The 20,753-nt window shown below is 65.9% G+C and carries 19 protein-coding genes; 5 read left to right on the top strand and 14 right to left on the bottom strand.

Going from position 1 to position 20,753, the window contains the following annotated elements; translation table 11 throughout:
• Nucleotides 1–88 precede the first annotated feature (88 nt).
• On the top strand, nucleotides 89–1,531 hold the full coding sequence (locus IWX62_RS06015) for a sensor histidine kinase (protein ID WP_196840480.1): 1,443 nt from the start codon (nucleotides 89–91) through the stop codon (nucleotides 1,529–1,531).
• A gap of 4 nt (nucleotides 1,532–1,535) precedes the next feature.
• On the opposite strand, the gene IWX62_RS06010 is transcribed toward IWX62_RS06015, so the two are convergent.
• Entirely contained in the window at nucleotides 1,536–3,584 is a 2,049-nt protein-coding gene (locus IWX62_RS06010; protein ID WP_196840479.1) for a S9 family peptidase, read from the bottom strand.
• 57 nt (nucleotides 3,585–3,641) lie between these two features.
• Between IWX62_RS06010 and IWX62_RS06005 the strand changes: the two genes are divergently transcribed.
• From IWX62_RS06005 to IWX62_RS05990, 4 genes are all read left to right on the top strand, one after another.
• Nucleotides 3,642–4,511: a putative RNA methyltransferase gene (locus IWX62_RS06005; RefSeq protein WP_196840478.1), complete on the top strand. Its 870-nt coding sequence runs from the start codon at nucleotides 3,642–3,644 to the stop codon at nucleotides 4,509–4,511.
• 106 nt (nucleotides 4,512–4,617) lie between these two features.
• The gene (locus IWX62_RS06000) at nucleotides 4,618–5,094 is read left to right on the top strand and encodes an NfeD family protein (RefSeq protein WP_196840477.1); all 477 of its coding nucleotides are present in this window, start codon (nucleotides 4,618–4,620) and stop codon (nucleotides 5,092–5,094) included.
• A 26-nt stretch (nucleotides 5,095–5,120) separates the two neighbouring features.
• Nucleotides 5,121–6,041 (top strand): SPFH domain-containing protein, encoded by a 921-nt coding sequence (locus tag IWX62_RS05995; protein WP_196840476.1) that lies wholly within the window; start codon nucleotides 5,121–5,123, stop codon nucleotides 6,039–6,041.
• Between the two features lie 178 nt (nucleotides 6,042–6,219).
• Nucleotides 6,220–6,567, top strand: coding sequence for an RNA polymerase-binding protein RbpA (locus IWX62_RS05990; RefSeq protein ID WP_196840475.1), 348 nt, complete (start codon nucleotides 6,220–6,222; stop codon nucleotides 6,565–6,567).
• 79 nt (nucleotides 6,568–6,646) lie between these two features.
• Here IWX62_RS05990 and IWX62_RS05985 read toward each other — a convergent pair whose 3' ends face one another.
• The 13 genes from IWX62_RS05985 to IWX62_RS05925 all read right to left on the bottom strand — a co-directional run bounded on the left by IWX62_RS05985 (nucleotide 6,647) and on the right by IWX62_RS05925 (nucleotide 20,704).
• Nucleotides 6,647–7,390, bottom strand: a complete 744-nt coding sequence (locus IWX62_RS05985) for a polyprenol monophosphomannose synthase (protein WP_196840474.1) — start codon at nucleotides 7,388–7,390, stop codon at nucleotides 6,647–6,649.
• A gap of 411 nt (nucleotides 7,391–7,801) precedes the next feature.
• Nucleotides 7,802–9,463, bottom strand: coding sequence for an amidohydrolase (locus IWX62_RS05980; RefSeq protein WP_196840473.1), 1,662 nt, complete (start codon nucleotides 9,461–9,463; stop codon nucleotides 7,802–7,804).
• 64 nt (nucleotides 9,464–9,527) lie between these two features.
• Nucleotides 9,528–12,350 carry a DEAD/DEAH box helicase gene (locus IWX62_RS05975; RefSeq protein WP_196840472.1) on the bottom strand — a complete coding sequence of 941 codons (2,823 nt, stop codon included), beginning with the start codon at nucleotides 12,348–12,350 and terminating at the stop codon, nucleotides 9,528–9,530.
• Between the two features lie 54 nt (nucleotides 12,351–12,404).
• Nucleotides 12,405–13,190, bottom strand: coding sequence for a twin-arginine translocase subunit TatC (tatC, locus tag IWX62_RS05970; protein ID WP_196840682.1), 786 nt, complete (start codon nucleotides 13,188–13,190; stop codon nucleotides 12,405–12,407).
• Nucleotides 13,191–13,250: 60 nt separating this feature from the next.
• Entirely contained in the window at nucleotides 13,251–13,550 is a 300-nt protein-coding gene (locus IWX62_RS05965) for a twin-arginine translocase TatA/TatE family subunit (protein WP_196840471.1), read from the bottom strand.
• Between the two features lie 60 nt (nucleotides 13,551–13,610).
• The gene (locus tag IWX62_RS05960; RefSeq protein WP_196840470.1) at nucleotides 13,611–13,949 is read right to left on the bottom strand and encodes a hypothetical protein; all 339 of its coding nucleotides are present in this window, start codon (nucleotides 13,947–13,949) and stop codon (nucleotides 13,611–13,613) included.
• A gap of 43 nt (nucleotides 13,950–13,992) precedes the next feature.
• Nucleotides 13,993–15,957 carry a helix-turn-helix transcriptional regulator gene (locus IWX62_RS05955; RefSeq protein ID WP_196840469.1) on the bottom strand — a complete coding sequence of 655 codons (1,965 nt, stop codon included), beginning with the start codon at nucleotides 15,955–15,957 and terminating at the stop codon, nucleotides 13,993–13,995.
• Between the two features lie 76 nt (nucleotides 15,958–16,033).
• Nucleotides 16,034–16,429: an FKBP-type peptidyl-prolyl cis-trans isomerase gene (locus IWX62_RS05950; protein WP_196840468.1), complete on the bottom strand. Its 396-nt coding sequence runs from the start codon at nucleotides 16,427–16,429 to the stop codon at nucleotides 16,034–16,036.
• A gap of 42 nt (nucleotides 16,430–16,471) precedes the next feature.
• On the bottom strand, nucleotides 16,472–17,401 hold the full coding sequence (locus tag IWX62_RS05945; protein WP_196840467.1) for an FKBP-type peptidyl-prolyl cis-trans isomerase: 930 nt from the start codon (nucleotides 17,399–17,401) through the stop codon (nucleotides 16,472–16,474).
• Between the two features lie 150 nt (nucleotides 17,402–17,551).
• On the bottom strand, nucleotides 17,552–18,913 hold the full coding sequence (gene pafA, locus IWX62_RS05940; RefSeq protein WP_196840466.1) for a Pup--protein ligase: 1,362 nt from the start codon (nucleotides 18,911–18,913) through the stop codon (nucleotides 17,552–17,554).
• Entirely contained in the window at nucleotides 18,913–19,656 is a 744-nt protein-coding gene (gene prcA, locus IWX62_RS05935; RefSeq protein WP_196840465.1) for a proteasome subunit alpha, read from the bottom strand. Before prcA ends, pafA begins: the two co-directional genes overlap by 1 nt.
• Nucleotides 19,657–19,658: 2 nt before the next feature.
• Entirely contained in the window at nucleotides 19,659–20,483 is an 825-nt protein-coding gene (gene prcB / locus IWX62_RS05930) for a proteasome subunit beta (RefSeq protein ID WP_196840464.1), read from the bottom strand.
• A 5-nt stretch (nucleotides 20,484–20,488) separates the two neighbouring features.
• A complete protein-coding gene (locus IWX62_RS05925; RefSeq protein ID WP_196840463.1) occupies nucleotides 20,489–20,704 on the bottom strand; it encodes a ubiquitin-like protein Pup in 216 nt (71 codons plus the stop codon).
• Nucleotides 20,705–20,753: the final 49 nt, after the last annotated feature.

Here is a 20,753-nt window from a genome sequence, read left to right as displayed (position 1 = left end):
CCGATGGGGAGCTGTTCACAGGGGAATGGTGCACCCCCCGGCCCCGGCTTGTCCAGCGGTGGCAGGCTACCTGGCTTACTGTTGCGGTATGAGAGGGACTACTCCGTGGCGCTGGACGTCGAGCATCCGCGTTCGTATCGTCGCCGTCGTCGTGGTCCTGCTGGTGCTGTCCTCCGTGGGATCGGTCCTGCTGCTGCGCCTGGTCCTTTTCGAACGGCTTAACGAGGAAATCAGCACTAGCCTGGACCGTGAGGCCGAAGAATTCAGGCTCCTGGCCGGCGGAGTGGACCCGCGGACCGGCGATCCGTTTGGCGAGGACCTTGCGGCGATCTTCGACGTGTACTTTTCCCGCGAGATCGCCGATGAGGGTGAAACCCTGCTGGCCTTCATCGACGGTGAGCTGTACGAATCCCGGCGGGCCCAGCGGGTGCCCGATCCGGACGAATACCGGACCACAGTGGATTATTGGCTGGGGCTGGAGGAGATGGAGAAGGGAACCATCGAAACGCCGGCGGGCAACACCAGCTACGTCGCGGTACCTGTGGCGGGTGACCCCGCGGACGGCCTGTTCGTGGTGGCGAACTTCCCCGCCAACGAACAGAGCGAGATTGACCGGGCGGTGCAGACCCAGCTGATCGTCCAGCTGGGGACCACCATTCTGGCGTCCCTGCTCAGCCTGGCGCTGGCCGGGAGGGTTCTCCGGCCGTTGAAGTCCCTGGCGGACACGGCGCGGATCATCTCGGACACCGACCTGTCCCGGCGAATCGGGACGACCGGAAACGATGAGGCGTCCCAGATTGCTGACGCCTTCAATGACATGCTGGCCCGGCTGGAGCAGTCGTTCACCACGCAACGGCAGTTCCTCGACGACACGAGCCACGAGCTGAGGACTCCGCTCACCGTGATCCGGGGACATATGGAGCTCCTCGACCTCGACGAGACCCCGGCGGAACGTGCGGCAACGGTCGCGCTGGTGACCGACGAAGTGGACCGGATGAACCAGATCGTCTCCGACCTGTTTGTCCTGGCACGCGCTGAACGGCCCGACTTCCTGCAGCTGGACCGGATCGACGTGCGGGAGCTGGTGCTGAGCGTGTACCGGAAGATGACGGCCCTCGCCGACCGGGACTGGCAGGTCACCGCACCCGAGCCGGCGATGATCCTCGCGGACCGGCACCGGGTCACGCAGGCGCTGCTCCAGTTGGCGGACAACGCAGTGAAATTCACCACCGACGGCGCCACCATCAGGCTTGGCGCCGACGTCGAGCCCGATCGGGTCCGCCTGTGGGTGCTGGATTCCGGCCCAGGGATCCAGCCGCAGGATGCAGAGGGGATCTTCACCCGGTTTAATCGGGGCTCGGGCCCGGAGGCCGCGAAAACGGGCGGTGCCGGCCTGGGGCTGTCTATTGTCGCGGCGATCGCCGAAGCCCACGGCGGCAGCGCGGCCCTGGCCCCCCGGCCAGGATGGGGTGCCTGCTTCGAAATCCTGCTCCCCCGCCACGCTGCGCTGCCGCCGTCAACCCCCGGCTAGCCGGTTACGACGGCCGGTTCTGGGCGGTGGGCAGGTAGGTGGCCCACCACCGGAGGATGTGCTCAAACCGCTGCCGACGGTGCCACGGGGATCCGGCGCGCGACAACTCGTGGGTCTCCCCCGGGAACACCAGCAGTTCGGTGGGAATACCGCGCAGCTTCAGCGCCGTGTAATAACGCTGCGCCTGCTCCAACGGGCAGCGCAGGTCCTCCTCCGAGTGCACCACGAAGGTGGGGGTCTTGACCTGATCCACATGGGCGAACGGATTCTGGGCCTTCACCTGTTCAGGATCGGAACCCGTATACGCGTCGGAGAAGAACCAGCCAATGTCCGAGGAACCCACGAACGACGGCGGGTCAAGGTACCCGCGCTCCACCACTGCCGCGGTGAACCGGTGATCCTGGGAGATGGTCCACGCGGTCAGGTACCCGCCGTAGGATCCGCCCATCACTCCCAGCCGTTCCCGGTCCAGGGCCGGATACTTGTCCAGCGCGCCCTCAAGGAAGCCGAGGACGTCGAGGAGGTCAACGGTACCCATGGCACCCTTGATTACCCGGCCGTGTTCCTGCCCGTACCCGGCCGCGCCGCGGGGGTTGCACATGACGACGGCGTAACCAGCGTCGACATACACCTGGGCCTCGTCGAAGTAACCCCACCCATACTGGGCGAACGGCCCCCCATGGATGTTGAGCAGTACCGGGTGGGGGCCCTCCCCCTCGGGTTCGAGGACCCAGCCATGGACGCCGTGCCCGTCGCTGGCGGTGAAGGTTTCCTCCACCGGGGACACCACAGTGGTCTGTTCCCGCAGAGGGCGTGACAGATCGGTCAGCGGGGCGAGGGATCCCCCCGAAACCACTGCCAGCTCCCCCATGGTGGTCGGATCGGTGTACGCCGCCACAACGACGTCCCCGGCGACAGCGGCACCCGTCACGATTACCTCACCGTCGACGAGGGTGGTCATCACGCCGTCCGCCGCCACCTCGAGCAGGGTGCCCCTGCCCCGGGTCCGGTTGAACACCAGCACCGAGTCGGCGCCGCGGGGCACAATGTCGCCCACCTCGCCCAGATCGAGCGTTTCGGCGTCGGTGATGGCCCGCGCTTCACCGGGGGCGTTGGCAGGGGCCACGTAGAGCGCGGTGTTGCGGGCCAGGAAGTCCAGCCCGTCTTCGGACAGGTCGCTCCCGAGGAAGAATAGCCAGTTGCCGTCGAGGCTTTCGACGGGTCGGTTGCAACCCACCCGGGCCCCGGAGCCGCGGTTGGTGAGCCGGACGACGTCGGACCCGTCGGCGGCCATCGAATGGATGTCGGTGTACAGGGTGGTGTCGGCGTCGGGATGCAATGCCGCGGTGAACAGGATGCGCTGCCCGTCCCGGGTGAACACTGGCTCGTTGTGATCGGCGTCCGCGGTGGTCAGCTGGACAGCGTCGGGAAGTCCCTTGGCCGCGGCTCCGGACGACGAGGGCGCAGTCTTTGCTGCCTTGTCTGCTGCCTCCTTGGCCCGGCCCACCGGCTCCACAAACGGTGCGGTATCGAGACCGGGGACGTCCAGGACAAAGATCTGGGATCGCTTGTCCAGCGAATAGCCCAGACCGTTCATCCGGTACTTGAACGTGGTGATCAGACGCGGATCCTCAAGGCCCGGCCCGACGCCGTCGACAGTCCCGTAGCGCCCGTGCTCGGGAACCCGTGAGGTGAAGGCGATCCGTGAGGCATCGGGAGACCAGGTGAACGCCCCGACCCCCATCTTCTGGTCGGTCAGCTGCTGCGGTTCCCCGCCACGGCTGTCAACGATCATCAGCTGGGGCTTGCCACCCGGCACTGACCGCAGGAAGGCAATGGCCGCGCCGTCGGGCGAATACTGTGGCGCGGTGTCACGGAAACCCCTGGTCAGCCGCCGGGCCGTGCCGCCGGGGACCTCGAGGTCCCACAGCTGGCCGACGTACGTGTCGGCGTCGAAATCGGGTCGGGTCACTGAGACGACGCAGCGCTGCGCATCGGGTGAGAGCGACGGTGAACTTACGGACTGGAGGTGATTCAGCTCATGTGGTTTCACACGTCCGAGACTAGATCAGTCGCTGGGCGTTCCCAATTCCGGCCCTAGGATGAAACCATGCCCCGCCTCCCTGACGACCTGTTGAGCTGCCCGGTGTGCGCGGCCGGGCTAGAACTCCTGGCAGCCGGACAAACTCTCGGCTGCGCTGCCGGACACCGCTTCGATGCAGCAAAGCAGGGTTACTTCAACCTCCTCACCGGGCGGGGGACGGCTTTTCAACCGGATACGGCGGAGATGGTGCAGGCTCGTGCCGATTTCCTTGGCGCCGACCATTACGGCCACCTGCAAACCGCCGTCGCAGACCTTGCGCAACGGCACGCCCCCCACCCGCGGGTGATCCTCGACGCTGGCGCCGGCACCGGCTACTACCTGGCCGAGCTGCAGCGCAGGCACCCTGGCGCGGCGCTGGTTGCCCTCGACATTTCGAAGTTCGCCCTGCGCCGTGCCGCTGGCGCCCTGGGCGACGGCGTGTGCCTGGTCTGGGATGTCTGGCGCACCCTGCCGGTACGGGACGCCGCGGTGGACGTGATGATCAACATTTTTGCCCCCCGCAACCCGACGGAGTTCCATCGGGTGCTGACCCCGGGGGGTGTATTGCTGGTCGTCACCCCGCTGCCGGGGCATCTCGCCGAAATCGCCGACGACGCCGGGCTGCTCGCTGTGCGCCCCGACAAGGCCGAGGGGGTGGCCACCACGTTGGCAGGCCTGTTCGACGAAGTCGACGCTGTCAGCGTTGACTACACCCTGCAGCTATCCCCCACCGACATCTACAACGTCGCCCTGATGGGCCCGGCCGGCCACCACCTGTCGGCGCGGGACCTGACGGCGGGCCTGGCCGGGTTTCCCGGGCGAACGGCGGCCAGCGCCAGGTTCACCGTCCAGGTGTTTCGACGGTCCGCTGGACCGTCGGGGCTTGCGGATGTATAACAACCGGGCGTCCGGGCCCCGGATCCCTAGGTTTAGCCCAGTCACTTTGGCATGATGGAGGAACGCAGTCCGCGCGCTCACCAGCGCCCTAGCCCAAGGGGAAGACATGTTTGAGTGGCTTATGGAGAACGGCTGGATTCTCTGGCTGATCCTGTTCCTTGGTCTGGCTGCTGTGGAGACGCTGACCCTTGACCTGTTCTTCGTCATGATGGCCATGGGCGCTTTGGCAGCCATGATCAGCACCTTCCTCGGCGCGGCATTCTTCCTGCAGGTGATCATTTTCTGCGTCGTATCGCTGCTCATGGTGCTGGTGGTGCGCCCGGTGGCGTTGAAGCACCTCAAACACGGCTCGCCCGAGCAGCTCAGCAATATCGACCGGTTGATCGGCGAATCGGCGCTCACCCTGGACGTGGTGACCGGTGAATCAGGAACAGTGAAAATCGGCGGCGACACCTGGTCGGCCCGCACCCTCGACGGCTCACTGATTCCTGCCGGCGAACGCGTCGCGGTCTCACGGATTGACGGTGCGACGGCGCTGATCAGCGCACCAGCCCGCCCCCAAGCCGCAGATACTTCCAACTAACGTGCTACCAAACCAAAGGGGAACCTATGCCTAGCGACGCAGGGGCAATCGGACTGACAGTTGTCCTGATTGCCCTGATCATTTTTGTCCTGATCGTCCTGGTTAAATCGGTGCGGATCATCCCGCAGGCCCGCGCCGGCGTCGTGGAGCGGCTCGGAAAATACCAGCGGACCCTGCAACCCGGCCTCACCATCCTGATCCCCTTTGTGGACCGTCTGCTCCCCCTCCTCGACCTGCGCGAGCAGGTGGTGTCTTTCCCACCCCAACCGGTGATCACCGAAGACAACCTGGTGGTGTCGATCGACACCGTGGTGTACTTCCAGGTGACCGACCCCCGGGCGGCGACCTACGAGATTGCCAATTACATTCAGGCAGTTGAACAACTCACCACCACCACCCTGCGCAACGTGGTCGGCGGGCTGAACCTCGAGGAAGCCCTGACGTCGCGTGACCAGATCAACGGCCAGCTGCGGGGTGTGCTCGATGAGGCGACCGGCCGCTGGGGAATCCGTGTCTCCCGGGTGGAGCTCAAAGCCATTGATCCGCCCCTGTCCATCCAGGATTCGATGGAGAAGCAGATGCGCGCCGAGCGGGACCGGCGTGCGGCGATCCTGACCGCCGAAGGTACCAAGCAATCGCAGATCCTAACCGCTGAGGGGCAGCGGCAGGCAGCGATCCTCGCGGCCGAAGGTGATGCGAAGGCGGCCATCCTCCGGGCCGACGGCGAATCCCAGGCCATCCAGAAGGTCTTCGACGCCATCCACAAGGGAAACCCGACGCAGAAGCTCCTCGCCTATCAGTACCTGCAGACCCTCCCCAAACTCGCTGAAGGATCGTCCAACAAGCTGTGGATCATTCCCAGCGAGGTGGGCGAGGCGCTGAAGGGAATTGGCAATGTGCTGGGCAACGCGACGGCTGACGCCCCGGACGCCGAGCTTAAGCCTTAGCTCACCAGTTTCTGTTTACGGCCTCTTCCGGCGTATAATTGGATGTTTGCCGTAGTTTCGCTGGTCTGATCGGGAACAGACTCTCATTCCACAGCGTTATGTAGATGGCAGGTTGCGGTAGCAAATGCCGCGCCACCGTCTGCCGTTACGGATGCCAAATTATTGAGTAGGAGAATACATGAGCGATCGTAGCTTGCGCGGAATGCGCCTCGGAGCGCAAAGCATGGAGACTGAGTCCGGGGTTGAGCCAGCTCCACGTCAGCGGGTTGAATACCGTTGTGGAGACGGCGAGCGGGTGTTTGTTACTTTTGCTGCGGAAGCCGACGTTCCACCGATCTGGGTTTCCAAGACCGGTAAGGAAGCGCTGCTGGTGGACGGGGAACGCCCCGACACATCAGGCGACAAGCCGGTGCGCACCCACTGGGACATGCTGCTGGAGCGTCGCAGCATGGACGAACTGGAGCAAATCCTTCAGGACCGGTTGACCATCCTGCGGGAACGCCGCGGAGAGCGTCGTTCCGCCTAGCCTGGACACACCAGCGCCTCAAGCCGGGTCATCTGCCACAGGCAGGTGACCCGGCTTTTTCGTGCCCCGTCGTGTGTCCCTACGCCTCCCGCGCAGGAATCGCCCGTCGAGTCAGCGCGCGCCACCGCGCAGCGAGCCCCCAGCGGGTGACGTTGGCGATGGCCTCCACCACAATCCCGCCGCTCATCTTCGACGCACCAAACTCCCGCTCCACAAACGTGATGGGCACCTCGACGATGGTCAGGCCCAGCGTCGCCACCCGGAACGTCATATCCACCTGGAACCCATACCCCACCGAGTCGACGGTGGTCAGGTCCACCTTCTCGAGGGTTTCCCTGCGGAACGCGCGGTAGCCGGCGGTGATATCCCTGACCCCGATGCCCAGCATGAGGCGCGAGTAGGTACTTCCTGCGCGGGACAGGAGTTTCCTGCGGCGCGGCCAGTTCACCACACTGCCACCGGGAACCCAGCGGGATCCGATCACCAGATCCGCGTTGGGCACCTGATCGAGCAGGGATTGCAGTTGTTCGGGCCGGTGGGAGCCGTCCGCATCCATTTCCACCAGAACGTCATACCCGGCATCGAGACCCCAGCTGAACCCGGCGATATAGGCGGCACCCAGTCCTGCCTTGCCGGTACGGTGCAGGACGTGGATCTGCGGGTCGGTGCCAGCAAGGGAATCAGCGAGAGCGCCGGTCCCGTCAGGACTGTTGTCGTCCACCACCAGGACGTCCGAGTGCGGTACCGCGCGGCGCAGTCGTGCGACGGTCAGGGGTAGCGACTCAATCTCGTTGTAGGTGGGAATGATGGTGACGACTCGCACTCAGGCAACCTCTGATCAAGTAGCAGCTGCGCCTGGGGCGCACGCGTCCCGTGGGCCGGAACCAAACGATCAGTATATTGGATGCCCGGACAGGATCGAAAAGGCCCGGTGCCCGGGCCCGAACGCTGGCTGCCAAAAACCGGGCAGATTCACGCGCCTTCGGGCCAGCACGGATCCTGACGGATCACAGCTGTTTTCTACTGACGCGCGAATCTACCCGTTTTTTGGTTACCGATGCCGCGGCACAGGGAAGAGCCATTCCAACAATCGGTGGCTGCCCCAAAATGCGCCGAATCGGCCCGGTCGGGTCATCGGTGGTGCTCGATTCTCGACCCGTTGACTTGCAAGCCTACGTGCTGTCTGGCACGTGTCAACAGGCCGCTGACCTGCGCAAACAACTGTTTGTGCAGGTCAGGACGCGGAAGGGAGCACCGACGGAATTTCACTGGAACCCTCGGCCAGGTAAAGCTGGCGGCCCCGGTGGACCGTCTCCAGGCAGAGCGGATCCGCCCCGGTGTCGAGCGCCGGCAGGAGCGGCGTCCCCGCCCGCGGATCGGTGCTCCAGGATTGCACCCGGCTGTCGGCCGTCTGAACCATCAGTTCCTCGACCTCCCAGACCGCGTACGACGCCGGGGCGCCGGGCACCAACTGGCCGAGCAGGGGGTGCCCCGTGCCAACGGCACGCCAGGCGGCCCTGGTGTGGGCGATGAAGGCCGCCCGGGCGGAAATCCGGTGGGCAGGGTTGTGGTGCATCACGCTGGCCCGGAGGGTGGCCCAGGGGTCCAGGGACGTGACGGGGCTGTCCGAACCGAAGCACAGTGGGACACCGGCGGCCAGGAAGCCCGCGAAGGGATTCAGTCCGGCTGCCCGCTCGGCGCCCAGCCGCTGGCTGTACAGACCACCGGGGGCACCCCAGCGGGCGTCAAAAGCAGGCTGGGCGCTCACGGTGATTCCGAAGTGCACCAGCTGGGCGATGGCCCCGGCGTCGGCGAACTCAACATGTTCGAGGCGGTGGCGTGCCTTTCGTACCGCTTCGATCCCGTGCGCATCTGCGACCAGTGCGAGGCCCTGCAGCACCACGTCGAGGCCGGCGTCACCAATGACATGGAATCCCGCCTGCATCCCCGCGCTGGTGGTGGCTCCGAGGTGGGCTGCGACGGCCTCCGCGTCAAGGAAGACTGAGCCGTGGTGGGCGTGATCGTCGGCGTAGGGCTGCCGGAGGGCCGCGGTGCGGGAGCCGATCGACCCGTCGACGTTGAGGTCCCCGCCCAGCCCGGCCAGGCGTCCACCGAACAGGCCGGCCACTTCCTTGAGCTCGGCCGCCGAGGTCACCGCTTGCCCCCAGTAGGCCAGGATCTCGGGGAGATGCTCGCTGGGCGTCTGCTCCCCCAACCGGAGCAGGGACTGCAGATCGGCTACGGGTGAGATGTGCGGGGCCCCCATTTCGGCGACAGCGACAATGCCGTTGGCTGCCGCCCTGCGGAGTGCGGCGCGCTGGTAGGAGGAACGCTGGTGGTCGTCGAAGTTCCGCGAGGCGAGGCGTGCCGTGACGTGGGCTTCGCGCGTGACGAAGCCGTTGTCCCAGCCATCGAGAGCCGCCAACCCGAGGCTGGCGGCAAGGGATCCTGACACCACGGCCGAGTGGACATCCGCGCGGGCCAGATAGACGGGTTTCCCTCCCGCTGCCGCATCGAGCTGCTGGGCCGTGGGGACTGTCCGTTCGGACCACCGGGACTCGTCCCAGCCGTGCCCCAACACCGTGTGGAGGCCGCTGCGCGCTGCAAGGGAGACCCGGTCGAGGAGGTCGGTGATGGTCCCGCAGTCGGACAGGTCGATGGATTCAAACGCCAGACCCGTCTCCGTGGTGTGGACGTGGGAATCCACGAACCCCGGAGTGATCAGTGCCCCGGCCAGGTCCACCACGGTCATGGTGGAGTCCGCCAGGGACTCGGCGGCATGTTCGGAGCCGATCCACGCGACAGTGTCGCCGTCGACCAGCATCGCCGTGGCGAAGGGGTCAGCGGCGCTGTAGACAGAGCCGTTGCGGTAGAGAACGGGGCGGGGCGGGGTCATTCGGGCTCCAGACGGTGGTGCAGGTGGTGGTACAGATGGTGATGACAGTACTGAACGGTGGGGACTAATCGCCGATGGCCGAGTAGGCCACCACGCCCCGGCGGATGAGGCCGATCGCCTCGATGCAGAGCCGGCGCTGGCCGGGTGGCAGGTCGTCGATCTTGGCGAGCTGATCCAGCAGGTCGATGACCTGTTTGGTCCACCGCACAAAGTCCCCGGCCGCCAGCTCGGTGCCGCTCAGTGCGGCCTGCAGCGCCTTGCCCCTGGCCCACTTGTGCATGGGCCAGACCAGGCCCAGTTCAGGCTCCCCGGTGACCGGAAGCTTGAACTGCTCCTCCAGATCGGTCAGCGCCGACCACTGGCGGATCACGACGTCGATCGATGGGTCGAGTGCTGTGCTGGGCATCTTGGGCCGCAGGCCGCGTTCTTCGCGTTTGGCCTGGTAGACCAGCACTGACGCCAGAGCGGCGGTATCCGCGGCATCGAGGCCGTCGAAGGCACCATGTTCGAGCGACAGGGCAATGAGCAGGTCCTTCTCGCCGTAGACCCGGCGCAGTTTGCGTCCGGCGGGGGTGACCGTTGCGCCGGACGGGGTGTCCTGAAGGTAGCCGTAATGGAGCAGGACGTCGGAGACGCGGTCGAAAGTTTTTGCAATGGTGTTCGTCCGGCCGCGGATCTGACCGGCGAGGCGATCGGTTTCCCGGCGCAGCTTCCACCAGCGTTCGGCCCATCGGGCGTGTTGTTCCCGGTCGCTGCAGCCGTGGCAGGGGTGGGCACGCAGCCTCCGCCGGAGCTCGGCGATGGCCGCCTCCTGACGGTCGGTGACCGCTGTGTGGAAGCCGTCCCTGCTGGCCGCACCCCGGCGCGGCGGACGTTTGTCGTGGAGCGCGTTGCGCAACGACGATCCCAGATCTTTCCGGTCCTTGGGGCTGCGGGCGTTGAAGTTCTTGGGAATCCTGATGTGGGACAGCACCTCGAGCGGACCGCCGAGATCCTGCACTCCGATCCGTCGGATCTGCTTGTCTTCCGTGAGAACGGTGGGCCGCGGCTCCCGTGAGGTGTCGGCACTCAGGACCACCGCGTAGCCCTGAATACGTCCGGCAGGGACGTCAATGACATCACCGGGCCGCAGCATCTCCAGCGACGAGGCGGCGGCAGACCGTTTGCTGCGGGACGTGGTTTTCGCCGCAGTATCCTCAAGGTCCGACAGTTCCCTGCGGAGTTTCGAGTACTCGGTGAAGTCGCCGAGGTGGCAGGTCATGGACTGTTGGTAGCCCTTCAGCGACTCTTCGCGGGTCCGCACCTGCTTCGCGAGCCCCACCACTGAACGATCCGCCTGGAACTGGGCAAACGACGTTTCGAGGATCTCCCGTGACCGGTCCTGGCCGAACTGGGCCATCAGGTTAATACTCATGTTGTAGGTGGGACGGAAACTTGAATTCAAGGGGTAGGTGCGGCGGGAGGCAAGCCCGGCAACGGCTCCGGGATCGGTCCCGGGCTGCCATAGGACCACGGCGTGGCCTTCCACATCAATGCCCCGGCGTCCGGCGCGGCCCGTCAACTGGGTGTACTCCCCCGCTGTGACATTGACGTGGGCCTCGCCGTTGAACTTGTCCAGCTTCTCCAGCACCACCGAGCGGGCTGGCATGTTCACCCCGAGGGCCAACGTCTCGGTGGCAAACACCGCCTTGACCAGGCCCATGGCGAAAAGCTTCTCCACCACTTCCTTGAAGGTGGGCAGCATCCCCGCATGATGGGCGGAGAACCCTCTGATCAGCCCCTCCCGCCATTCCCAGAACCCGAGGACCGCCAGGTCTTCGGGCGGCAGGTCAACGGCCGCCTCATCGACGCGACGGGCGATAATCTCGCGTTCCGGCTCAGTGGTCAGCCACAGGCCAGCGTCGAGGCACTGGCTGACCGCCGCTTCGCAGCCGTTACGGGAAAAGATGAAGGTGATCGCCGGGAGCAGGCCATCACGGTCGAGTGCGCTGATGACCTGGGGCCGGCTGGCACGCCGCACCCGGGATACCGCCTGCGGCGGCCTCTTCGCTGGGCCCCTCCCCCGCCGCGGCCCGCCGGCGCCCCAGCCGGAGCGCTGGTTCAGGCGGGTTTCGGAGTTCGCCAGGTCGAGGAGCTCAGGATTGACCTCATAACGGTCGGCGGCGCCGGCCTCGGCTCCGGCGGGCGCTGCCTCGTCAAAAGCCACGTCACCGGCAAAGAGATCCATGAGGTTCTGGCCCACCATGACGTGCTGCCAGAGTGGGACGGGCCGGTGCTCGGAAACCACCACATCGGTGTGGCCGCGGACGGTGTCCAGCCAGGCGCCGAATTCCTCGGCATTGGAGACCGTCGCGCTGAGGGACACCAGCCGCACATCGGACGGTAGATGAATGATCACTTCCTCCCACACCGCGCCGCGGAACCGGTCCGCCAGGTAGTGCACCTCGTCCATCACCACGTACCCCAGGTCATCGAGGGTGTCCGAGTTGGCGTACAGCATGTTCCGCAACACTTCGGTGGTCATGACGACGACGGCGGCGTCGGGGTTGATGGAGGTGTCGCCGGTGAGCAGGCCCACCCGTTCCACTCCATAGACGGCGCACAGTTCCGAGTATTTCTGGTTGCTGAGCGCCTTGATGGGGGTGGTGTAAAACGCCTTCAGCCGCTTCTCCAGAGCCAGATAGACGGCGAACTCCCCCACCACGGTCTTTCCGGCCCCGGTGGGAGCGGCGACGAGGACTCCCCGCCCGGCTTCGAGGCAGACACAGGCGTCCCGCTGGAACTGGTCCAGGTCGAATCCCAGGGTCTTTTCGAACTGGAACAGTGACGTCGCGATGTGTGCGGTGCGCGCCCGTGCTAGCTGGTACCGCTCGGCGGGGGAGGTCATACGATCAAGCCTAATCTGTCCCGGCTGGCGGGTTTGCACCCGGGTGGGAACGGGTCAGAGACCGTCGATGGTGGACGCCGTATCGGCCCCCGCCTCCACCTCAGCATCCTGGGCGGCACGTTTGCGGTCGCGCCGCTTGTCATTGAGCAGGCACAGCATGATGGCGATGAAGAAGAGCACCACCATGGGTGCGGCCAGGTAGAGCATACCCAGGGCGTCGCCGCCCGGTGCTGCCATGGCGGCGAACACACAGATCAGGAACACGGTGATGCGCCAGGCTTTAAGGATTTGCTTGCCGGTGAGAATACCCACCATGTTCAGTCCGAACAGCACCACCGGAAGCAGGAAGGCAATGCCGAACGCCAGCATCAGGCGCAGCACAAAAGTGATGTAGGCGGTGACCAGGATGATGTTCGAGAATCCGCTGGGGGTGAAGTCGGTGAGCACCCGCACAGCGTTGGGCAACACCAGCCAGGCCAGATAGATCCCGGCCAGGAACAGCGGCACCGCGACGGCGATAAAGGACAGCGCCACCCGGCGTTCCTTGGTTTTCAGCCCCGGGGTGATGAACGCCCACAGCTGGTAGAGCCAGACCGGGCTGGCGAGGATGATCCCGATGAACACCGATACCTGCACCAGCAGGTCGAACGGCGAGGCGACGCCGTCGAAGTTCAGGACTGCTTCCCTGCCTTCCCGGGCGTTCAGCTCAAGGATGGGGCGGGACAGTGCGGTCAGGACCGGGTTGTAGATGAAGAAGCCAGCAACGGTTCCGACGACGAGGGCCAGCGCGGCTTTGATGATCCGGTTCCTGGCCTCTTTCAGGTGCTCCCTGAGAGCCATCCGCCCCTCAGGGTTGGATTTGCGACCTCTGCCGCGCACCTTCAGCACCCCCAACTCACCCTAGGGTGTGCGGGACGTCGGATCGGCTGATCCCGGCGGGTTATGCTGCCCGGGGGTGGCCGGTCCTGATGTGTCGGGGTAGCCGGTCCCGCCGTGTGACGGCGGGACGATGCGCCCTTCGACCGGGGAACCCTTGTCGGGTGTATCAGTTGGGTCATCGTCTTTCATCTGCTTCACTTCGGATTTGAAGATACGCAGGGACTGGCCGACGCTGCGGGCCAGTCCGGGGAGTTTGGGGGCGCCGAAGAGCAGCAGGGCGACAACGATGATGGCAACAAGTGCCCAACCTTCAGGTCTCATGATGAAATCCTTTCATAGTTCCCGGCCGGATCGGTGCGGTGGCGCAACGTGGGCCGAAGATCAAACATGGGGAAGGTCTTTCAGGCTGACTGGTTGACCGTGCTCCACCCGGCGGTGGATGCGACGCTCACGGCGGGAAGCGACCCGGAGGGCCTTGGCGTCGCGAAGTTCGTCCCTGACGGTGCCCGGATCTCTGAACACAGCGACCGGTGAGTCGCGGGCAGGCTGTTCCGTGCCGGTCGTGGGTTTGGTGGACCGGTCGATGACGTCGGTGGCGTGCTCCACCTCCTTGAGGAGGGCCTTGACCTTCCGGAAGAGGTAGTAGCCGAGCGCGACAAGTACCAGAAGGGTCAGCGCAAGCAGGGCCACCCAGATCACAATCCACGTCCACCAAGCCATGGCTCAAGTCTAAGGGAGCGACGACTGCGATGGGGACAGGAGGTCACGGGTAGTTGAGCCGGGCGGCGGAAAGCCACACCTCGCAGTCCCGCCGAAGGTCCCCGGGCGCTGCGACGGCGCCGCCGCCTCCGAGCCTGCCCACCAGCCCGGGAATCCACCCGGTGGTGGCAACCCTGATCTCCGCTGCCAACTGACCGTCGGGCATCTCCTGCGTACGCTCGGCGTTGTAGTGCCCGGCGACCCAGCGCGCGGGCGGCCGAAGAATGAAGGTCACCAGCGCATCCCCCGCGGCGGGGCGGAACAGGAGATCGCCGTCGGCGGCGGGTCGTCGTGTGGTCACAGGGTCTGCCGTGAGGATGGCTGCCTGGACCCGGTCGAGGCGGAAGTTGCGGACCGATCGGGCGCTGGTACACCAGGCTTCGAGATACCAGGTGTTATCCCGGGAGAAGGCCCTGATCGGTTCGACGGTGCGTTGGGTGACCTCATCCCGGGTGGGAACGAGGTAGGTGAGCTCCAGGCGCACGTGAGCGGCCAGCGCGGTCTGGATGGTTTCGAGGGTCGGGCCCACCGCCTCCTCGGTGAGGGTCGTGGCGATGGCCCGTCCCGCCCGCCCGGCGTCGCCGGCCGCCTCGGTGAGTTTGGCGTGGGCGGTGGCAGCGGCCGATCCCGGGTCCAGACCGGGGAGCCGCCTGAGGGTGTCCAGGCCCACAATAAGCGTGCAGGCTTCATCGAGGTTCAGCCGAACCGGTTCGGCAAGGTGGTCAGCGTTGCTGAGGAAGATCAGGTCGCCGTTCAGGCTTACCTCGATCAACCCTTCGGGGTAGAAGCGGGGGCCGCTGACAAACAACAGTTCAAGGTCGGACGCCAGCTGCGCACGGGTGACGCCGAAGCGGTCGGCTGTCTCGTCCATGTCCGCGCCCGGGTGGTCGAGGAGGTAGGGCACCAGATCGAGCAGTCGCCGAAGGTGGCTGTCGGAGGAGGTTTTTCGCCGGGCCGGTCGCGCAGCGCGATCGGTGAACGCGACGTCGGGGAACGGACCTTCCTGTGCCGCCGCGGCAGCACTGAGCAGCTCCCCCACCCGGGCCACCAGCTCCGGTGGGCCCACTGACCGGGCGCGTGGCCCGAACGCTGCTATGTCGGCGGCCGCCTCTCCCACGTCACCGTAGGGAAAGGTGAGGGTGTCCCACCCCGCGTCGGTGCCGTCGGTTCGCGCACCACGGCGGGTGCGCAGCAGGTGGCAGGTGTCGGGGCGCACGGCGACGACGGCGGTGAACGGTTCGCTGACACGTTCCAGCGAGGCCAGCGAGTCCAGCATGGTGAAGTCATCGGGGACCTCGAAGGTCCCCTCGTGTTGCAGGGGCGACGTGGTGATCCGGGAGAGCCTGAAGTAGCGTTCTTCCCCGCGGTCAAGGTCACGGCCCACCACATACCAGTGCCCGTAGCGGCTTCCCATCCCCCACGGTTGAAGATTCCGTTGCTCCTCCCGGCCGGTGCTCGCGGCCCGGTAGCCGAAGGAAATAGGGCGGCGGGAGGTGGTGGCACGCCATACCTCATCCCAGTGGGGTTCATTGGTGTGGATGCGGGGTTCAATGGGGAGGGCTGCGGCGTCGTCGCGGGCGGCGCCGCGGTCCTGCAGTTTTTGGAGCGCCCTGGCGGCAGCTGAATCGAGGGTGGCGACGTCCCACATCCCCGCGGCAAGAGTGAGCGCCGCCGACTCTTCGGCGGTGAAGGTGACCTCCGGGAGCCGGTACTCGGAAGCGGCAATCCGGTACCGACGGATCGAGTTGTCATGATCGAAAGCCGGGTCATCGCTGAAGGACTGGACGGGGATGCCCTGCTCGCGAAGCGCCGCCTTGTCACGGTCGAACAGCTTTTCCCGGGCAGCGGGGCTCGCGGCCCCACCGTAGAGCTCGATCTCGTGGAACAGTTCCTCCTTGGAATAGCCGCGCTGGGTGGACAGCAGCAGCATGACCAGGGTGAGAAGGCGTTCGGTTCGTTTAGCTGACACGTTGGAAAGAGTACCCGCAACACGATGGCCGGGGCACACTGTGCCCCGGCCATCAATTCTTGCGTGCGCGTGGTGCTTAGCGCAGACCCATCAGGTCGACGACGAAGATGAGCGACTCGCCGGGGGCGATGGCGCCGCCGGCGCCGCGGTCGCCGTAAGCGAGGTTCGCGGGGATCTCCAGCCGGCGTCGTCCGCCGACCTTCATGCCGAGTAGGCCCTGATCCCAACCCTGGATGACCTGGCCGATGCCGACCTTGAAGTCGAGGGGGGCACCGCGGTTCCACGACGAGTCGAACTCTTCCCCGGTGGAGAAGGCGACGCCCACGTAGTGCGCGGAGACGGTGTCGCCGGCTTTGGCCTCGTCACCTGACCCTTCGATCAGGTCGGAGATGACCAGTTCGGTGGGGACGTTGGTGCCGGGGAACTCAATTTCCGGCTTGGTGCGGTCGGTTCCGTTTGATCCGAGTGACATATTTCTCCTCTGGGTTGGTGCTGAAAGTGGGGGGGCCGCAGATTATTCGGCAGCGACCTTTTCGACAATTTCTACATAGAAGGCCAGGGTGCCGGACGGGCGACCTTCGGGAGCGGGATCGCCGTAACCCATGGGGGCGGGGATGACCAGCAACACCTTGCTGCCGACGGTCTGGCCGGCGAGGCCCTTGGTCCAGCCTTCGATCACTCCGGTGAGCGGGAATTCGACCGGTTCGCCGCCAGGGTAGCTGGAGTCGAACTGTTCTCCGTCGTCCCAGCGCCAGCCGGCGTAGTTGGCGGCGATGGTGTCCGCTTCGGTGAGGACCTCGCCGTCCCCGGCCTCCAGGACCTTGATGACGAGGTCATCCGAGGGCTCGTTGTCGGGAATGTCGATGACCGGTGCTTCGTCGTCGTCGAACGTGAACGTGGGAAGCTGGCCGTCGGCATCAAGTTCCTCGACTTCCTCAGGGGTCAGAACCTCGGGCACCGGGGGCGCCTCTTCAGCGCTGAGCACGCGCATGACGATCAGCTGCTGGGGGTCCTGGCCTTCCAGGACGGTGGTGTAGGCGATCTGCGACCCGATAGCGGTTCCCAGGAGTACCTCGTACAGTTCAGGGTCGACTTCCTGCAGCTGTTCGGTCAGGTCGAGGGTCTGCGGCTGCCCGGCGGAATAGGTGTCGCCGAGGACGGCACCGTCTTCAGCGTTGAGGCCCACCAGGTGGAAGGAGACGCGGTCGCCGTCGGCGATCGGTTCGCCGTCACCGGTGGTGATGGTGGCCGCAGCGGGGCCGGTGACCTCCAGCGGCGACTCGAATGTCACCTCTGGTGCCTCTTCATCGGATCCACCGTCAACGCGCACCGATTCGAGGATGGCGGCGTCCCCGGCGGTCTTCCGTTCGGTGTTCTCAGTGTCACCGCCGCAGGCTGTCAGCACTAGCAGGAGGGGCAGAGCAAGGGTGAGAGCTTTTCGCACGGTGCTTCTTTCGCAGTTGATCGGTTGAGCAGGTGATCGGTGGTGCGTGCCGTCCGGGTCGCAGCGGCGCCCCGTAACCGGTGATTGAACCTATCCAGCCTAACGGTTTGGGGGCCGAAATTTCTCCTGGTGGTCAGTTTCCCCGGGGATTCACAGCTGGGCCAGCAGTGCCTCGACCCGTTCGTCGACCGACTGGAACGGGTCTTTGCACAGGATGGTCTGCTGGGCGCGGTCGTTGAGCTTGAGGTGCACCCAGTCGACGGTGAAGTCCCGGTTGGCGTCTTTCGCGCGGCGGACAAATTCTCCCCGTAGCCGGGCGCGGGTGGTCTGCGGGGGGATGTCGACAGCGTTCTTGATGTCGACGTCGTCCACCACCCGCTCGGTCTCGCCGCGCTGCTGGAGCAGGAAATATAGGCCCCGTTCGCGGGAAATGTCGTGATAGGTCAGGTCAAGCTGAGCCACCCTGGCGGATTCCAGGCCCAGGCTGTGGCGGTCCCGGTACCGGTCGATCAGCTTCTTCTTGATCGCCCAGTCAATTTCACGGTCGATGAGCCAATGGTCGCCGCTGCCGACGGCCTGCAGGGTCCTCCCCCACAGCTCGAGAATCCGTTCCACATGCGGCGTGTGGGCGCCGTTGGTGTCAACGAACTGCCTGACCCGTGACAGATATTCCTGCTGCATCTCGAGCGCCGACATGGTGCGCCCGCTGGCCAGTTTGAGTTGCTGCCGGCCGGTGAGGTCGTGGGAGATTTCCCGGATCGCGCGGATCGGGTTTTCCAGCCGGAAGTCCTTCATGATGACCCCGGCCTCGATCATCCGCAGGATCAGGTCAACGGACCCCACCTTGAGCATGGCGGTGGTCTCGGACATGTTGGAGTCCCCGGCGATGACGTGGAGCCTGCGGTAATACTCGGCGTCGGCGTGCGGCTCGTCCCGGGTGTTGATGATGGGCCGGGACCGCGTGGTGGCCGAGGACACCCCTTCCCAGATGTGGTCGGCGCGCTGGGAGAAGGAGTAGACGGCTCCGGTCTGAGTTTTCAGGACCTTGCCCGCACCGACCAGCAGCTGCCGGGTCACCAGGAACGGGATCAGGATGTCCGCCAACCGGCTGAACTCAAGCTTCCGGGGAATGAGATAGTTCTCGTGGCTACCGTAGGAGTTGCCCGCCGAATCGGTGTTGTTCTTGAACAGGTAGACCCTGCCGTCGTACCCTTCGTGGGCCAGCCGGCGCTGCGCTTCGGCAACCAGGTCCTCGAGGATCAGCTCGCCGGCCCGGTCGTGGGCGATGAGCTGGGCGACGTCGTCGCACTCTGCAGTGGCATACTCGGGATGGGAACCCACGTCCAGGTACAGCCGGGAGCCGTTGGTCAGGAACACGTTGGAGGACCTGCCCCAGCTGACCACCTTGCGGAACAGGTAGCGGGCAACCTCCTCGGGTGAGAGGGGGCGCGAGTTGGGCCCCGAGTAGGCGATCCCGAATTCGGTTTCGATGCCGAAGATTCTGCGGTCCATCAGGGGCCAACCTTCCCGACGTTGAGGATGTCTCCCACCTCGGCGGGCAGGAACCGGCGGAAGGCGCGGCGCGCGCCCCGGGTGGTCAGCGGGTCGCGGTCCAGGACGGCGACCTCCAGTGCGCTGGATTCAAGCCTCGCCCGTGGTTCGCTGGTGCCACCGGCTGCGCTGACCCCGTGGTGCCGGAGGGCGTCGACGGCGGTCCGCACCGCTTCCGCAAAGCTGTGCTCGGCGTCCCACCGGCCGGTCAGGGCGTCGCCGACGGCGTCCGCCTGCCCGCCCATCACAATGAACCGGCGCTCGTCGGCGATGGACCCGTCAAACGTCAGCCGGTACAGGTGGTCGGCGTCCACCCGGGCGCCCACCTCGGCCACAGCGAGCTCCACTTCAAAAGGCTTGCTGTCGGCGGTGAACACCGCGCCGAGGCTCTGGGCGTAGACGCTGGCCAGCCCGCGTGCCGTCACGTCCTCGCGGTCATAGGAGTACCCGCGGACGTCGGCGTAGCGGACCCCGGCCTGTCGCAGGCTCTCAAATTCGTTGTACTTGCCCACCGCCGCGAAGGCGATCCGGTCGTAGATCTCACCGACCTTGTGGAGGGACGGCGACGGGTTCTCGGCGACCAGCGCGATCCCGTCCCGGCAGCTGAGCACCACCACCGAGCGTCCGCGGGCAATCCCTTTCCGGGCGAAATCGGCGCGGTCCTTGGTGAGCTGTTCGGGTGAGACATAGAACTGTTGGGTCATGCTCATGCCTCCCGCCCCGCCACTGAGCGCGAATCGATGACCCGGGCGGCGGCCAGCGCCAGCTCCCGCTCAGGGATCCGGCGGGCACCGGCACTATTTGCCGTATAGACCACCGGCCACAGCTGGCGGACGACGTCGGGGCCACCCGTTGCTGAATCGTCATCGGCAGCGTCATAGAGGGACTCGACGGCGACCCGCACCGCACGGTCCTCGTCGAGGTTCGGTTTCCACAGCTTCTTCAGGGCGCCCCGTGCGAAGGCGGCACCGGACCCGACGCTATGGTGTTCCTGCTCCTCGTAGCGTCCGCCTGTGACATCGTAGGAGAACAGCCGGCCCACCCGCTGGACCGTGTCGAACCCGGCGAAGAGGGGGACGACCGCCAGCCCTTGCAGCGCCAGTGGCAGGTTGGCGCGGATCATGGCCGCCAACCGGTTGGCTTTGCCGTCGAGGCTCATCAGGGTGCCCTCAATTTTCTCGTAATGTTCCAGCTCCACCTGGAACAGCCGCATGATGTCGAGCGCGATCCCCGCGCTGCCGGCGATGCCGAGGACCGAGAACATGTCGGCGGGGAACACCTTCTCGATGTGGCGGCTGGCGATGATGTTGCCCATCGTGGCGCGCCGGTCGCCGGCCATTAACACTCCACCGGCGTAGGTCATCGACACGATGGTGGTGGCATGGGGCGCCATCGTCGCGGCGCTGGCCGGCGTCAGGCCGCCAGCCGAGCGGCTGGAGGGCAGCAGATCGGGGTGGTTGGCGCCCAAATATCCGCTGAAGGACGCTGAGGCAGCACGGCCGATCGACGCGGTAGCGTCTTCCACCTTCATCGAGGTTACTGGCCACCCTTCTGGACAAAACCTCTGACAAACTCTTCGGCATTGGACTCGAGGACCCCATCGATTTCGTCGAGCAGGTCATCGACCCCCTGGGTCTGCGCGGTGGGCGTTCCCGCGTCGGGGGTGTCCCCGGCATCAGGGACGGGCGTATCCTGCTGCTCGTCCTGCTCCTCGGGGCGAGACCCGGTGTTCCTGCGGTCCTGTGTAGCCATGGCGGGCACCTTTCATTGCTGAGGATGTGATGCGCTAAACCTAGTGGTC

It is taken from the genome of Arthrobacter sp. CAN_A1, assembly GCF_015751665.1.
GTDB lineage: Bacteria > Actinomycetota > Actinomycetes > Actinomycetales > Micrococcaceae > Arthrobacter_D.
Note: the sequence above shows the minus strand (reverse complement) of the source record. Positions and strands in the feature narration are given on the sequence as shown.